The 15,149-nt window shown below is 73.8% G+C and carries 14 protein-coding genes; 4 read left to right on the top strand and 10 right to left on the bottom strand.

The window, feature by feature from the left end; translation table 11 throughout:
* Positions 1–474: 474 nt before the first annotated feature.
* Complete coding sequence (locus MTQ10_RS18225) at positions 475–1,149, bottom strand: DUF3000 domain-containing protein (protein WP_247469416.1); 675 nt, start codon at positions 1,147–1,149, stop codon at positions 475–477.
* A gap of 117 nt (positions 1,150–1,266) precedes the next feature.
* Between MTQ10_RS18225 and hemE the strand changes: the two genes are divergently transcribed.
* Positions 1,267–2,334, top strand: a complete 1,068-nt coding sequence (gene hemE, locus MTQ10_RS18220) for a uroporphyrinogen decarboxylase (protein ID WP_247469415.1) — start codon at positions 1,267–1,269, stop codon at positions 2,332–2,334.
* A 12-nt stretch (positions 2,335–2,346) separates the two neighbouring features.
* Here the strand turns inward: hemE and MTQ10_RS18215 are convergent, their stop codons facing one another.
* Complete coding sequence (locus MTQ10_RS18215; RefSeq protein WP_247469413.1) at positions 2,347–3,171, bottom strand: rhomboid family intramembrane serine protease; 825 nt, start codon at positions 3,169–3,171, stop codon at positions 2,347–2,349.
* A gap of 124 nt (positions 3,172–3,295) precedes the next feature.
* Between MTQ10_RS18215 and MTQ10_RS18210 the strand changes: the two genes are divergently transcribed.
* A complete protein-coding gene (locus MTQ10_RS18210; RefSeq protein ID WP_247469411.1) occupies positions 3,296–3,577 on the top strand; it encodes a hypothetical protein in 282 nt (93 codons plus the stop codon).
* 82 nt (positions 3,578–3,659) lie between these two features.
* Here the strand turns inward: MTQ10_RS18210 and MTQ10_RS18205 are convergent, their stop codons facing one another.
* Positions 3,660–5,042 carry an FAD-dependent oxidoreductase gene (locus tag MTQ10_RS18205; RefSeq protein WP_247469410.1) on the bottom strand — a complete coding sequence of 461 codons (1,383 nt, stop codon included), beginning with the start codon at positions 5,040–5,042 and terminating at the stop codon, positions 3,660–3,662.
* A gap of 327 nt (positions 5,043–5,369) precedes the next feature.
* On the opposite strand from MTQ10_RS18205, the gene hemG reads away from it, so the two are divergent.
* A complete protein-coding gene (hemG, locus tag MTQ10_RS18200) occupies positions 5,370–6,842 on the top strand; it encodes a protoporphyrinogen oxidase (protein ID WP_247469408.1) in 1,473 nt (490 codons plus the stop codon).
* A gap of 4 nt (positions 6,843–6,846) precedes the next feature.
* Positions 6,847–7,557, top strand: a complete 711-nt coding sequence (gene hemQ / locus MTQ10_RS18195) for a hydrogen peroxide-dependent heme synthase (RefSeq protein ID WP_247469405.1) — start codon at positions 6,847–6,849, stop codon at positions 7,555–7,557.
* A gap of 63 nt (positions 7,558–7,620) precedes the next feature.
* Here the strand turns inward: hemQ and MTQ10_RS18190 are convergent, their stop codons facing one another.
* The 7 genes from MTQ10_RS18190 to MTQ10_RS18160 form a co-directional block, all read right to left on the bottom strand.
* Complete coding sequence (locus MTQ10_RS18190; protein ID WP_247469404.1) at positions 7,621–9,270, bottom strand: alpha/beta hydrolase; 1,650 nt, start codon at positions 9,268–9,270, stop codon at positions 7,621–7,623.
* 260 nt (positions 9,271–9,530) lie between these two features.
* A complete protein-coding gene (locus MTQ10_RS18185; RefSeq protein ID WP_247469402.1) occupies positions 9,531–10,325 on the bottom strand; it encodes a TIGR04222 domain-containing membrane protein in 795 nt (264 codons plus the stop codon).
* 100 nt (positions 10,326–10,425) lie between these two features.
* Entirely contained in the window at positions 10,426–11,289 is an 864-nt protein-coding gene (locus tag MTQ10_RS18180; protein ID WP_247469400.1) for a DUF4142 domain-containing protein, read from the bottom strand.
* A 328-nt stretch (positions 11,290–11,617) separates the two neighbouring features.
* The gene (locus MTQ10_RS18175; RefSeq protein ID WP_247469398.1) at positions 11,618–12,952 is read right to left on the bottom strand and encodes a DUF692 domain-containing protein; all 1,335 of its coding nucleotides are present in this window, start codon (positions 12,950–12,952) and stop codon (positions 11,618–11,620) included.
* Positions 12,953–13,160: 208 nt separating this feature from the next.
* Positions 13,161–13,880, bottom strand: coding sequence for an aminoacyl-tRNA hydrolase (locus tag MTQ10_RS18170; RefSeq protein ID WP_247469396.1), 720 nt, complete (start codon positions 13,878–13,880; stop codon positions 13,161–13,163).
* A gap of 78 nt (positions 13,881–13,958) precedes the next feature.
* On the bottom strand, positions 13,959–14,138 hold the full coding sequence (locus MTQ10_RS18165) for a hypothetical protein (RefSeq protein WP_247469394.1): 180 nt from the start codon (positions 14,136–14,138) through the stop codon (positions 13,959–13,961).
* A gap of 40 nt (positions 14,139–14,178) precedes the next feature.
* Positions 14,179–15,108 (bottom strand): polysaccharide deacetylase family protein, encoded by a 930-nt coding sequence (locus MTQ10_RS18160; RefSeq protein ID WP_247469392.1) that lies wholly within the window; start codon positions 15,106–15,108, stop codon positions 14,179–14,181.
* Between the last annotated feature and the right edge of the window lie 41 nt (positions 15,109–15,149).

Raw genomic sequence — 15,149 nt, 5'->3', positions numbered from 1 at the left:
CCCCGGCGCGCCCCCGTCCCACCCACCGGCCGGCTGGCGCTACACCAGCCACGCACCCATCGAAACGGGCCGCCGCAGGCATCAGGGGCGCGGGGAACTGCGCGCCAAGCCCCCACCGGCCCGCGGTGAACAACGAACCCCAGGCCCCCACCGGCCCGCAGGTGGAAGTGATGGCCCCGCCAGACGAAGGGGCGCGGGGAACTGCGCGAATGCCCCCCACCGGCCCGCAGGTGGAAACGATGCCGCAGGCCTTCAGGGGCGCGGGGAACTGCGCGCCAAGCCCCCACCGGCCCGCGGTGAACAACGAACCCCAGGCCCCCGACAAGGGGCGCGGGGACCTGCGCAAAAGGCCCTCACCGGCACCCCGGTGAAAGGGGGCGCGGGGAACTGCGAAAAAGCCCCTCACCGGCACGCCGGTGAAAAAGGCGCGGGGACCTGCGCAAACCGGCGTCACCCACCCGCCGGTGCGGGGCGTCAGTGCGCCTGCGGCCCCCGGCGCTGAGGCAGCGTGACCACCGACGCATCTCCCGGCGCAGCCGGCGGCAGCCCCGCGACCTGGGCCAGCAGGTCACACCAGGACGCCAGATGCGCCCCCGCGTCCGGGACCCCACCCAGCCCTTCCCTCGGCGTCCAAGACGCCCGGATCTCGATCTGGGAGACGGCCGGCCGCGCCGACAGCCCACCGAAGTAGTGCGAGCCGGCCCTTGTCACCGTGCCGCTGGGCTCCCCGTACGTCAGCCCACGCGCCTGAAGCGCGCCCGTCAGCCACGACCAGCACACCTCCGGCAGCAGCGGATCGGCCGCCATTTCCGGCTCCAGCTCCGCCCGCACCAGCGTCACCAGCCGGAACGTGCCCCGCCACGCGTCGTGCCCCGCCGGATCGTGCAGCAGCACCAGCCGCCCGTCGGCGAGATCCTGATCGCCGTCGACGACGGTGGCCTCCATCGCGTACGCGAACGGCGCGAGCCGCTTCGGCGGCGGGGTCGACTCGATCTCGATCTGCGGGCGCAGCCGCGCCGCGCGCAAAGCGTCCACCGCGGCCCGGAAGGGCAGCGGAACCGGTGTGCCCCCGAGGGCCTCTTCGTTGGTGTCCTTAGCCTCGTCCATTCCGCCAGCGCCGTCCGACAGTCGTCCCTGTGCCGCAGCCATGCCGGGAAGAGTAAGGGGAACAGGGCCGTCGCGGCGGGCAAGACACCCCTCCTCGGCCAAGGGCGTAAAGGCCGGGCGCGGCCGGAGCGAGTGTGCTGTCGTGCGAGACTTGCCGACGTGAGTGCCAACGGAAGCCCCACGGGCAAGCAGCCGACAGCGACGTACGACAGCCCCTTCCTGAAGGCGTGCCGCCGTGAACCGGTCCCGCACACCCCGGTGTGGTTCATGCGGCAGGCCGGGCGCTCCCTGCCCGAGTACCGCAAGGTCCGCGAGGGCGTCGGCATGCTCGACTCGTGCATGCGGCCCGACCTGGTCACCGAGATCACCCTCCAGCCGGTGCGCCGGCACGGCGTGGACGCCGCGATCTACTTCAGCGACATCGTCGTACCGCTGAAGGCCATCGGTATCGACCTCGACATCAAGCCGGGCGTCGGCCCCGTCGTGGAGCAGCCCGTCCGTACCCGCGCCGACCTGGCCCGGCTGCGCGACCTCACCCCCGAGGACGTCTCGTACGTCACCGAGGCCGTCGGCATGCTCACGGCCGAGCTGGGCCCCACCCCGCTGATCGGCTTCGCCGGTGCCCCCTTCACCCTCGCGAGCTACCTCGTCGAGGGCGGCCCGTCCCGCACGTACGAGAACGCCAAGGCGATGATGTACGGCGACCCCGAGCTGTGGGCCGACCTGCTGGACCGCCTCGCCGACATCACCGCCGCCTTCCTGAAGGTGCAGATCGAGGCCGGCGCGAGCGCCGTGCAGCTCTTCGACTCCTGGGCGGGCGCCCTCGCCCCCGCCGACTACCGCCGCTCCGTGCTGCCCGCGTCCGCGAAGGTGTTCCGCGCCGTCGAGGAATACGGCGTGCCGCGCATCCACTTCGGCGTCGGCACCGGCGAACTGCTCGGCCTCATGGGCGAGGCCGGCGCCGACGTCGTCGGCGTCGACTGGCGTGTCCCCCTCGACGAGGCCGCCCGCCGCGTCGGACCCGGCAAGGCGCTCCAGGGCAACCTCGACCCGACCGTCCTGTTCGCCCCGACGGAGGCCGTCGAGGCCAAGACCCGCGAGGTGCTCCAGGCCGCCGCCGGGCTGGAGGGCCATGTCTTCAACCTCGGGCACGGCGTCATGCCGTCCACCGACCCCGACGCGCTCACCCGCCTCGTGGAGTACGTCCACGAGCACAGCGCCCGCTGAACCTGGCGACGCCTACCACGTCCGGCGGGGCCGCGCGTTCCTGCCGAACAGCAGACCGCGCGGCTCCGGAGGCGGCGGCGTGCCCGGCTTGAGCGGCCACGCCAGCGCCATCCCGGCCAGGAAACCCACGATGTGCGCCGCGTACGCCACCGTCCCCGCGTCGGACACGCCCTCACCGGCCGAGTACACCGCCTGAAGCACGAACCAGAAGCCCAGCACCAGCCAGGCCGGCAACCGCAGCGGCAAAAAGATCAGGAACGGCACCAGCACCCACACCCGCGCCCTCGGATACAGCACCAGATAGGCGCCCAGCACCCCGGCGATCGCCCCGGACGCGCCGATCAGCGGGTCGGCCGACTCGGCGTTCAGGAAAGCGAAGCCGTACGACGCCACATAGCCGCACGCCACATAGAACAGCGTGAAACCGACGTGGCCCATACGGTCCTCGACGTTGTTGCCGAAGATCAGCAGGAACAGCATGTTGCCCAGCAGATGCAGCCAGCTGCCGTGCAGGAACATCGCCGTGAACACGCTCAGCACCGGCGACTTGTCGTACGACGGCGGAGCCACCACACACCCCGCGCCCTGCACACCGATCCCCACGTCGCCCGTCGGCACCAGCCGTGGCATCCGATGGTGGATCAGTTCCTGCGGCACCGCCGCCCAGTGCTGAAGGAACGCGTGCAGATGACACGACTGGGCCAGGCTCGACTCCCCGGCCACCGAACCGGCCAGGCCGGGCGTGAACAGGAAGACGAGCACGTTCGCGGCGATCAGCGCGTACGTCACCCAGGGAGTACGGCGGACCGGGTTCACGTCATGGACGGGGATGACCACGAGAAACTACTGCCCGCCCTGCGCGGCGCGAATCGGTGAACATCCGCGCCCCCGCCGCCGTATCACTCCCCGACGGCCGGGACGCGGCTCCGACGTGCCCCGGCGACGACGGGAGGAACAGGCGATGACCGAACAGACCACGACCGCGACACCGGCGATGCAGGCCCTGCCCGACGGCGAGGCGGAACTCTCCCTCGTCGTACGGCTGCCGTGGGAGGACGTGGCGAGGCTCGGCCAGGAAGCCGGCCGTCTCGCCGCGCAGATGCAGCGCCCGGTGACCCTCGACGAGGCGGTCAGCCATCGCCTGCGCTCCGCCCGCGCATCAGCCGCGCACGCCCGGCCCGCGGGGGAGCAGCCGGCCGCGGTGTCGGCTCTGCCGAGGGTCAGTGGGGGCAGCGCCGGATAGGGGGGCGCGGGTGGATGGCTTGGCTGGTCCGGGTGGTCTCGGCCCATCTGAGTGGTTCAGGCGGTCCGACCGGTCCAGCTGCCTAGCCGGTGTGGCCGGTTCGGGACCGGACCTTGGCCGCGGCCTTCCTCGCCGCCACCAGCACGGGATCCCACACCGGTGAGAACGGCGGAGCGTATCCCAGGTCCAGGGCCGTCATCTGCTCCACCGTCAGACCCGCCGTCAGGGCCACTGCCGCGACGTCCACACGCTTCGCGGCGCCCTCACGGCCGACGATCTGCACACCCAGCAGCCGGCCGGTGCGGTGCTCGGCGAGCATCTTCACCGTCATCGGAGCCGCGCCGGGGTAGTACCCGGCGCGGCTCGTCGACTCCACCGTCACCGTCTCGAACTTCAGCCCGACCCTCCGCGCGTCCTTCTCCCGCAGACCCGTCCGGGCGATCTCCAGATCGCACACCTTGCTGACCGCCGTGCCCACCACGCCCGGGAACGTGGCGTAACCGCCTCCGACGTTCGTACCGATGACCTGGCCGTGCTTGTTGGCGTGGGTGCCGAGCGCGATGTGCCGCTCCTGCCCCGACACCAGGTCCAGCACCTCCACGCAGTCCCCGCCGGCCCAGATGTTCTCGTGGCCCCGCACCCGCATCGCCCGGTCCGTGAGCAGACCGCCGTGCGCGCCGAGCGGCAGACCGGCCGCCGCGGACAGTGAGGTCTCCGGCCGGACCCCGATGCCGAGCACCACGACATCGGCGGGGTACTCGGCGTCCTTGGTGGCCACGCCCCGCACCCTGCCGTCCTCACCCGTGAGGATCGCGGACACCTCGGCGTCGCCGACCATCGTGATGCCGAGGCCCTCCATCGCCGTGTGCACCAGACGGCCCATGTCCGGATCCAGCGTCGCCATCGGCTCCGGGCCGCGGTTGACGACGGTCACCTCGTAGCCGCGGTTGATCAGCGCCTCCGCCATCTCCACGCCGATGTACCCGGCGCCGACGACGACCGCGCGCCGGCCGCGGTTGCCGTCCAGGGTGTCGAGCAGGGCCTGTCCGTCGTCCAGGGACTGCACCCCGTGCACGCCGGGCGCGTCGATGCCCGGCATCGGCGGGCGGACCGGGCGGGCGCCGGTCGCGATGACGAGATGGTCGTACGACGTCCAGTACTCCCTTCCCGACTCCAGATCCACGGCCTGGACACGCTGCCGGGCCGGGTCGATCTCGGTGACCTCGGTGCGCATCCGCAGGTCGATGCCGCGGGCGCGGTGCTCCTGCGGGGTACGGGCGATCAGCGCGTCCCTGTCGGTGACCTGGCCGCCGACCCAGTACGGGATGCCGCAGGCGGAGTACGAGGCGAAGTGGCCGCGCTCGAACGCGACGATGTCCAGCCGGTCCGCGGGGAGCATACGGCGGGCCTGCGAGGCCGCGGACATACCGGCGGCGTCGGCACCGATGACGACGAGTCTGCTCATACGCCCACGCTACGGTGCCGACGCCCACCTGCGGCGCGGCGAGAGCGACTTGCGCAGTTCCCGGCGCCGCTGGATGGGACGGGCCCGGCCTGCGTCCCTGCCCCGGCCGTCGCCCGGCGGGGCGGGTCCGGGCACCGTTCGTCCCTGCGGCGTGGGTTGACGGGTGGTGGGGCACGGGTGCGGCCGTGGGCTGGAAGGTTGCCGTGCGGGCCGCTCGCTTCCGATCTTCCAGGCCCCTGAGCGTGCGGGCCCCCTGCCCCATACCTGCGCCGAGCGCCCCCCCACCCCCACATCGAACCGCCGGGTCCGTTTTGAGAAGGTGGGGGTATGAGCGGAGCACGCCACGTCGTTGTCATCGGTGCCGGTATCGCCGGTCTTGCCGCTGCCCACCGCCTCCTCGGTGGGACGCCCGCCGGACATCCCCCGCGCGTCACCGTGCTGGAGGCCTCCGAGCGGGTCGGCGGCAAGTTGCTGCCCGGCGAGATCGCCGGTGTCCGGGTGGACCTCGGTGCCGAGTCGATGCTGGCCCGGCGGCCGGAGGCGGTGGCCCTCGCCCGGGAGGCCGGCCTCACCGAGCGGCTGGAGCCGCCGGCCACCGCGTCCGCCTCCCTCTGGACCCGTGACACCCTGCGTCCCATGCCGAAGGGCCACATCATGGGCGTGCCCGGCGCCGCGAGTGCCCTCGCCGGGGTGCTGTCGCCGGAGGGCCTGGCCCGCGTGGAGCGCGACGCGGAGCTGCCCCCTACCGAGGTCGGCGAGGACGTGGCCGTCGGCGCGTATGTCGCGGCGCGTGTCGGCCGTGAGGTCGTCGACCGTCTTGTGGAGCCCCTCCTCGGCGGGGTGTACGCCGGTGACGCGTACCGCCTCTCGATGCGCATGGCTGTCCCGCAGCTCTTCGAGGCCGCTCGGACTCACTCCTCCCTCACGGAGGCGGTCCGCGAGATCCAGGCCCGGCAGAACGCGCAGGCCGTGACGCCCGCCCCGCCCGTGTTCATGGGGATCCGCGGCGGTATCGGGAGCCTGCCCCTCGCCCTCGCGGACTCGCTCCGCGCCCGCGGTGCCGAGATCCTCACCGGCACCCCGGTGACCGCCCTCGACCGGACACCGGACGGCGGCTGGAACATCACCGCCGGTGACCGCGTGCTGCGCGCGGACGCCGTCGTCCTCGCCACGCCCGCCGGGGCCGCCGCCCGGCTCCTCGGCGCCGTGTCCCCGCAGGCCGCGGCCGAGCTGAAGAGCATCGAGTACGCGTCGATGGCGCTGATCACCCTCGCCTTCCGCAGGAAGGACGCGGAGGGCGCCCTGCCGGCCGGCAGCAGCGGCTTCCTCGTACCGCCGGTCGACGGGCACACCATCAAGGCGTCCACGTTCGCGTCGAACAAGTGGGGGTGGATCGCCGAGCAGGACCCGGACGTCGTGGTCGTCCGCACCTCCGTGGGGCGGTACGGGGAGACGGAGATCCTGCGCCGCGACGACGCCGACCTCGTCGACGTCTCCCGGCGTGATCTGAAGGAGGCCACCGGCCTGGACGCCGTACCGCTGGAGACCCGCGTCGTCCGCTGGGACGACGGCCTGCCCCAGTACCCGGTCGGGCACCACGCGCGCGTGGCCCGTATCCGCGCGCTCGTCGCGGAGCTGCCGGGGCTCGCGGTGTGCGGCGCGCCGTACGACGGTGTGGGCATCCCGGCGTGCATCGCGAGCGCGTACGCGGCTGTCGACCAGCTCGCGGGCGATCTCACGGGTGTGCAGCAGCTCACCGCCCACCCGGTGCAGAGCCTGCACGGCGGAGCGGGAGAATAGGACCATGAGTGACGAGCGCATCCCGAACAAGGGCAAGCTGGCCAAGGACCTCAACGAGGTCATCCGCTACACGCTGTGGTCCGTCTTCAAGCTGAAGGACGTGCTGCCCGAGGACCGCTCGGGGTACGCCGAGGAAGTCCAGGAGCTGTTCGACCAGCTCGCCGCGAAGGACGTGACGATCCGCGGCACGTACGACGTGTCCGGCCTGCGCGCCGACGCCGACCTGATGATCTGGTGGCACGCGGAGACCAGCGACCAGCTCCAGGAGGCGTACAACCTCTTCCGCCGCACGAAGCTGGGCCGCGCCCTGACGCCGGTCTGGTCGAACATGGCGCTGCACCGGCCCGCCGAGTTCAACCGCTCGCACATCCCGGCGTTCCTCGCCGACGAGACGCCCCGCAACTATGTGAGCGTCTACCCGTTCGTCCGCTCCTACGACTGGTATCTGCTGCCGGACGAGGACCGCCGCCGTATGCTCGCCGACCACGGCAAGATGGCCCGCGGCTTCCCGGACGTGCGCGCCAACACGGTCGCCTCGTTCTCGCTGGGCGACTACGAGTGGATCCTGGCGTTCGAGGCGGACGAGCTGTACCGCATCGTCGACCTGATGCGTCACCTGCGCGGCTCGGAGGCTCGGATGCACGTCCGCGAGGAGGTGCCGTTCTTCACGGGCCGCCGCAAGGACGTCGCGGAGCTGGTCGCCGGCCTCGCCTGAGTCACACGCCGCCTTTTCCGGCCGTACGGATGCCTTCCGTACGGCCGTCGGCGTCCGCGCCCGCTACGGCGTCGGCACCGGTGTCGCCGTCGCCGTCGGTGTCGGCTTCGGCTCCGGGCGCGGCGCGCACGCCGTCCGCCGTACCGGCTGCGCGTCCTGCTGCGGCAGCCGCCCCTCCAGCAGGTACGCCTCCAGGTGGCCGTTGACGCACCGGTTGGCGCCGAAGGCGATGCCGTGCGTGCCGGTGTCCCGTTCGGTGACCAGCACCGAACCCGACAGCCGCCGGTGCATCTCCAGCGCCCCGTCGTAGGGCGCGGCGGCGTCCCGTTCGGCGGCGAGGATCAGGACGGGCGGCAGTTCACCGGGCCCGGTCCGCACGTCGAGGGGCTGCTGCCGGGGCGCGGGCCAGTAGGCGCAGGGCAGGTTGGCCCATACGTTGTCCCAGGTCTCGAAGGGTGCGAGGCGCGCGAGGCGGGTGTTGTCGCGGTCCCAGACGCGGAAGTCCGTCGGCCAGGGCGCGTCGTTGCACTCGACGGCCGTGTACACGGCGTCGGCGTTCTCCGCCTCGGCGGCGGCCTCCGCAACGGGCGCAGCCTGTTCGACGAGCGGCCGGGGGTCGCCCATGAGGTAGGCGGACAGGGCGTGCGCGCGGTGCGGCCAGTAGTCGTCGTAGTACGCGGCCCGCAGCATGGCGGCCTGCAACTGGCCCGGCCCGACCTTCCCGCCGGCGGGTTGCTCCGACAGCGCCGCCCGGGCCCGTTCGTAGCTGCGCAGCACTTTCTCGGGGGTGTCGCCGAGGCCGTACTCCTTGTCGTGGCGGGCGATCCAGGCGCGGAAGTCGGCCCAGCGCTCCTCGAACGCGGCGGACTGGCGCAGGTTGTTGCGGTACCAGATCTGGTCCGGGGCCGGGTTCACCGCCCCGTCGAACACCATGCGCCGTACGTGGGAGGGGAACAGCGTCGCGTACAGCGCGCCGAAGTAGGTGCCGTAGGAGGCGCCCATGAACGTCAGCCGGTTCTCGCCGAGCGCGGCCCGCAGGACATCCAGGTCACGGGCGTTGTCGAGGGACGTGTAGTGCCGCAGGGCCTGGCCGGTGCGCGCGGCGCATCCCCGTGCGTACGCCTTGGCCTGCGCGATGCGTTCCCGCTTGTACGACTCGGAGGGGTGCGTCGGCGCCTGGGACGGCCCTGTGAACAGCTCCTTCGGGTCCCGGCAGGACAGCGGGCCGGAACGGCCCACGCCGCGCGGTGAGTAGCCGATGAGGTCGTACGCGGCGGCGATGCGCTTCCACTGGGGCAGCATGCCGATCAGCGGGAAGTACAGGCCGTCGCCGCCGGGACCGCCGGGGTTGAAGACGAGGGCGCCCTGCCGGGGGACGGGGTGCTGCGCGATCTGCGCGTCGTGTCCGGTGGCCTGGACCCGGCTGACGGTCAGCCGGATCTTCCGGCCGTCGGGGTCGGCGTAGTCCAGCGGCACTTCGACCGTGCCGCACTCCATGCGGCCCGGCATGTCCTGCGCGTCGGAGCAGGGGCCGAAGGCGATGCCCTGCTCGGCGGCCCGCGCCGCGGCCACCATCGTGCCGCGCAGCTCGGCGGAGGCGGTGCCGCTGCCGGTACCGGTGCCGGGGACGCCCGGTGCGCCGCCGGCCGGGGCGGCTGCCACGGCGGTCAGCAGCAACGACCCGGCGAGCGAGTGGAGAGCGGCAGCTCGCATGGAGGGATCCCTTTCGTGCGCGGCGGCGACACAAGGGATCGTTGGTTCGGGGGAGGGGGAAGGCAAGCACCGCCGGCCGGTGTCGGCGTCGATCCCCCCGTGCGCCCCGGACGCTTCCGCGCGCCCCCAGGCCTTCGGGCCTCCGGCCCGGCGGGTCCGGCGGCGGGGAGGGTCCGGTGGGCTCGGCGGTTCGGCGGGTTCGCCTCCGGTCCGTCACGGCCGCCGGAGCCGGGCCGTCGAGGCCCCGTCGCCCTCCGGGGTCAGACGGGTCGTTCCCCGTAGGCGTCGCGGTGGGCGAACGCGGCCCGCAGCTCCGGCCCGGCGACCGCCCGTATGCCCCGTACGGCGACGGAGGCGAGGAAGGAGCGGTCGTCTCCGGCCGGGCCGTCCGTGCGCCGGTCCAGGGCGGCCAGCAGCCGTTGCCCGGCCGGGGACGCCCACCGTGTGTACGGCTGCACCTCGACCCGTGCGATGGCCAGACAGCTCAGGGTGAGGGTGAGCGGCAGCGCGAACCACAGCGCCATCAGGGTGCGCGGCATCTCCGACGGCACCGGCAGCAGCAGCGCGGTCACGCCGAGGGCGGCGACGGCCACCGAGGCGAGCCGCACCTGGCGGATGCCGGCGGCGACCGACGCACGCGCCCCGTCCGGCACGGCGAGACCGGCGCTGACCAGCCGGTCGCCGAGGTGACGTACCGCGTCGGCGGCGGCAGCGGCGGCCCGCGCCGGCGCTATGCGCGACTGGCCCTCGGGGCCTATCGCCCCGATCACACACTGTTCGATGTCGTCCCGGCCGTGCGGATCGACGACCGTCGCCCACCCGGTGTGCGCGAGCAGCAGCCGGCGCTGCCGGGCCATCGACACCATCGTGAGGTCGGCGACCCGGACGGGACCGCCGGAGAGGAACGCCGCCTCGTACAACGTCAGATCGTGCGCGCGTACGGGGGCTGTGCCCCGCTTCTCGACCGCCGCTGCCCGTACGGCCGCCAGGCACAGCCGGGTGCATGCGAGACCGGCGACCGCCCAGGCCGGCAGCAGGAGAAGAACCCAGAACATGCCGCGTTTCTATGCCAGGGGGAGGTGCCGCGCCACGGCTTTTCAGCATCCGGACATATTGTCGCCGGTATGTGACGTTCCGTCGGTCCCGGGGGGCCGTTCAGTCGTTCGTCCCGCCCGCCCCGCTCGGCGGGGTGCCGACGGCCGGCGGCGGCAGCGGGAAACTCGGCGAGGGATTGCCCGGATCGGTCGATGTGCCGGTGTTCGTCCCGTTGTCGGTGAACGGGCTCGCCGTCGCCGTCGGGCCCACCTCGGCGGGAAGCGCCGACGGCGCGTCCGGCACCGGGCCGGGCGGTACGGCGGCTCCGGTGGGCTGAGGCGCGCCGGCTTCGGCGAGATCCCGGGCCATCCGGTCGAAGTCGACCAGCCCGGTGTCCTCCAGGACCTTGATGTGGTCCAGGACGGTGGTGTTCGCGTCGCTCGCGAGGTCGCGTACGAGGGTGTTCCGGGTGCCCGCGCGGACCTGCGCCACGAGCGAGAAGACCCGGCCGTGCGAGGTGCGCAGCACATTGGCGAACGTCCGGTCGAACTGCGTGCCCTCCTCCCGCACCAGCTGGTCCAGCCAGCCCCGCTGCTGCTCGGTCGGCTTCTCCGGCAGCGCGAGCCCGAGCCGGGCGGCGACATCACGGACCCGCTGGTCGAGGAAGGTGTGCCCGTCGATCAGATGCCGGCCGGCGACGCGTACGGCGTCGGTGCCGCCCTTGCGCAGCGCCAGCCCGCCCGCGGGCAGCTCCCACAGGCCCGCCAGACGCACCTTGATGATGAAGTCCCGGTCCAGGGCGGACAGCGGCCCGTACGGCGTCGACACGGACTCGGCTTCGAGCGTGGCGGCCGGGGTGCCGGACCGGTCGGCGTACGACCAGATCGGGAACACCAGGGCGGCGAGTGTGGCCGTGAGGCCGGCGATGATGAGACCGGTGCCGCTGAATATGCCTCGGCCGGGTACGGGGGGTCGGGGTCGCATGGTGCCCTCCTGCTTGCGGCACCGAATATTACTGCCCGCCGACACCCCGCCCGTCCGCGCGGCGACCGGGCGGACAGCTTCGGCGTACGCGGCGTCCCGGAGGCATCGACGGTCCCGCCGGGCTCGGGGCGCCGACTAAGGCGCGGATTCCGGCGGGTGTGGGGTACGGCGAGGGGGACACGGCCGGTGCGGCGACACGGCGGTGCCGCACCTGGCGCGATGGGGTCCGCCGGCCCTGCGCCGGGCGGTGCGCCCGCACGAGCGGTACGGCGATATGCCCGAGCATGCCTCGCGCCGCTCGGTCCGCCCGCACCCGCCCGCCGGTCCCTCAGCGACGCAGCAGCACCCTGCGGGTGGCCCGGGCCAGGCGGACCGTCGGGCGGTGTGTGCGCGGGGCGGGGCCCGACCGGTCCAGCCACCATTCCCGCAGCCGCCGGTGGGCCGCCCGTTCGTGCACCAGGCCCTCCCGCAGCAGATGCGCGGCGAAGGCGAGGGCGTCGTGCCGGTAGCTCGCGGTCATGGGGCGGGCGTGGGCGTACGCGAGGAACGCCGGCCGGTATCCGGCGCCGAGGATCTCGGGGAGTTCCGGGGCGATCTTCGCGACCACTCCGGCCCGCTTGGCGGCCAGTGCGCGCGACTGGACGCGCAGCCGGGCCCGGTCGAAGCCCTCCGGTGCGGGTGTGCCCGCGACGAGCGCCGACAGCAGTGCCGTCTGCGCGAGGGCGAGCCGCTGCCGGTCCGCGTCGGCGGCGGGGGCGTGGAGCCCCTCGGGGGCGGCGTCGGCGGTCGCGCCGTCCTGTTCCTTTACCGAGGTGCCGGCGAGCGCCTCGGCCCGCGCCGCGCCCGCCTCCACCGCCTGCCGAACGGACGCCAACTCCCTTTCCAGTTCCGCCGGTTCGGGGAAGTCCTCGTCCCGCTCCAGCAGGACGCCCGGCGGGCGGACACGCAAGGCGAGGTCGGTGAGGATGTCGAGCACCGGCTCCGGGACGGGGTGGGCGTGGCTGTCGTGCCAGACGCCGTCGCGTTCGTAGCCGCCCGCGACATGCACGTACGCGATGGCCTCCAGCGGAAGCTCGGCGAGCGCCTTCGCCGGGTCCTCGCCCCGGTTGACGTGGTTGGTGTGCAGGTTGGCCACGTCGATGAGCAGCCGTACACCGGTGCGGTCGGCCAGCTCGTACAGGAACTGGCCCTCCGTCATCTCCTCACCCGGCCAGGAGAACAGCGCGGCGATGTTCTCCACCGCGAGCGGCACGGGCAGCGCGTCCTGGGCGATGCGGACGTTCTCGCACAGCACGTCGAGGGCGTCGCGGGTGCGCGGCACCGGCAGCAGATGGCCCGCCTCCAGGCGCGGTGACGCGGTGAGCGGGCCGCCCGCGCGGACGAACGCGATGTGCTCGGTGACCAGCGGCGACCCGAGCGCCTCGGCCCGCTCGGCGAGCGCCCGCAGCCGGCCCTCGTCGGGGCGGTCGGCGCCGCCCAGGCCGAGGGAGACACCGTGCGGGACGACGGTCACGCCCCGGTCGCGCAGGCGGCGCAGCGAGTCGGGGAGGTGGCCGGGGCACACGTTCTCCGCCACGACCTCGACCCAGTCGATGCCCGGCATGCGCTCCACGGCGTCGGCGATCTCCGGCCGCCATCCGATGCCCGTACCCAGTCGCCGCATGGTGTTCCTCCCCCTCCTTCTGGCTGACAGGGGTATGGCCCCCGTCCGGCGGGCGCAACCGCCCGCAGGGAAGGTTCAGAGCAACATTTGAGGTTGCCGTGCGCGCCCGCCGTGCCCGCCGTGCTCGCCGCGCCCACTCCGCTCGCCGTACCCCCGCGCGCCCACCCCGCCGCGCCCGCCGTACCGCCGCTGCCGCCGCGCCGTCCGCTCAGCGTCGTAGCGCCGGATGGTCGGCGACGACCGTGCAGCTGCCCGGTGCGATCTCCGTGAAGCCCGCGTCCCGCACCACCGGCAGCCCGCTCGCCGTCAGCTCACGCCAGCGGTCCGGGGCGGCCGTGCGCACCGACAGGGCGAAGCCGGAGTCCCGCCACGCGGCGCGCTCCTCGCCGGACAGTTCCCACCAGGCGAGCTGGGCGCCGTGCCCGGCCTGGGCCATCGCCTTGCCCGCCGACATCTCCACCTCGGGGCTCATCCACAGCACGGGCCTGCCGGGTGCGGGCGCGGCGGGCGGCTGCGGATCGTCCAGGTCGGTGCCGGACACCTGAAGCCGCGCGAGGTCCTTCGGCCAGCCGTCGAGCGGCACCGGCGGGAAGACCCGCACCTCGGCCGTCTCACCGGTCACGGTGATCCCGGGCAGCGCCTCGGCGCGCCGCCACTCCGCGCCCCGTGCCCGCCGTACCACCTTGCGGATCCGCGCGTCCTGCCAGTCCCGCACGGCCTGCGCCCACTCGCCGCCGCCCTGCGACCGTTCGTCGCTGAGCAGCACCAGCACGGCACGCGCGGCGGTCTCCAGCGCGTCGGTGCGGGCGGGAGGGGCGGCGCGTTCGATCCGTACGACCAGGGGCAGCACGAACTGCGGTGCCGTGTCGCGGTCGCTGCGCTCGGGGCGGAAAGGGCTGTCCTTGACGGGCGTCGCTTCACTGTTCACGTCGTCCAGTCTGCCAAGCGGGCCGAGGTCACCCCGGCCCGCCCGGTGGTACGCCCCCCGCCGCCGGCCGTACCGGCCTCACCCCGAGCAGGCGGTGCGCTGGGCCTCCTGCCACTCGCAGACCGGGCAGAGGGTGATGCCCTTGTACGACTCCGGGTACTCCGTGGGCTCGCGGCACAGCACGCACTCCGCGTACGGCGGACCGTCCGCCTTCGGGGGCTTCTCGTCCGTGCCGATCAGGCAGTAGTCGTCGCTCATGTCTCCAGCGTAGGCCGCGCGGACGGCCCGGCGGAGGGCGTCAGCGGCGGGCGGCCGGCGCGGCGGCCGGGCCGGCGGCGGTGCCCGTCGGGTGCGCGTCCGCCGTCCGGGCCGCGCCGATCAGCTCCGACACCTTCACGAACCGGTACCCCTGCGCGCGCAGCGCCGGTACGACCCGGCGCACGACGCGCTCGGTGGTGGGGGCCGCGCTGCGTGTGCAGTGCAGGACGACCACGGAACCCGGCCGCACCCCGTCCAGCACCTGCCGGGTCACCGCGTCCGCGTCCGTCGCGAACGCGTCCCCGCCCACCACGTCCCACTGCACGGCCGTGACGCCTGTGCCGCTGAGCGCCTTCAGCGCCTGCCGGTCGTAGCAGCCGCCGGGGAAGCGGAAGTACGGCATCGCGTCCCCCACGCCGGCCCGGCGGAACGCGGCGTACGCCCGCTCCACGTCGGACCGCATCCGCTCTGCGGACACGGTCGGCAGGCCGTAGCAGTCACCGGTGAACGCGTAGTGGCTGTAGGAGTGGTTGGCGATCTCGAACAGCGGGTCGCGGCCGATCGTGCGGGCCTGCACCGGGTACTGCTCGGCCCACCGGCCGGTCATGAAGATCGTCGCGGGCACCTTCAGCGCGCGCAGCGCGGCGATCAGCTCCGGGTTGTCGAAGCGCTCGCCGGACGCCGCACGCGGCCCCTGGTCGGCGGTCATGTCGGCGTCGAAGGTGAGCGCGACGGTCTTCTCCCGCCCGGCGCGCGGCCCGTGCTCGAACACGGGCGTGAGCCCTGCCGGGCCGGGCGCGAGGGTCGGCGGCCGGGACGCCTCGACCGACGGCGCGGGGTGGGCGGCCTGCTCACGGGCCGGGGGAGCGGTGGCGTGGTGCTCGCTGCCGCAGGCGCCGAGCGCGGCGGCCAGGAGGCAGACAGCGGTGACGGTACGGGCGGTGACGACACGGCGTGCGGGACTGATCACCGTATGAAATTACGAATATGCCCCCCCGAGGTCCCGGAAGC

This window comes from Streptomyces sp. XM83C (assembly GCF_023072675.1).
Lineage (GTDB): Bacteria > Actinomycetota > Actinomycetes > Streptomycetales > Streptomycetaceae > Streptomyces > Streptomyces thermocoprophilus.
Note: the sequence above shows the minus strand (reverse complement) of the source record. Positions and strands in the feature narration are given on the sequence as shown.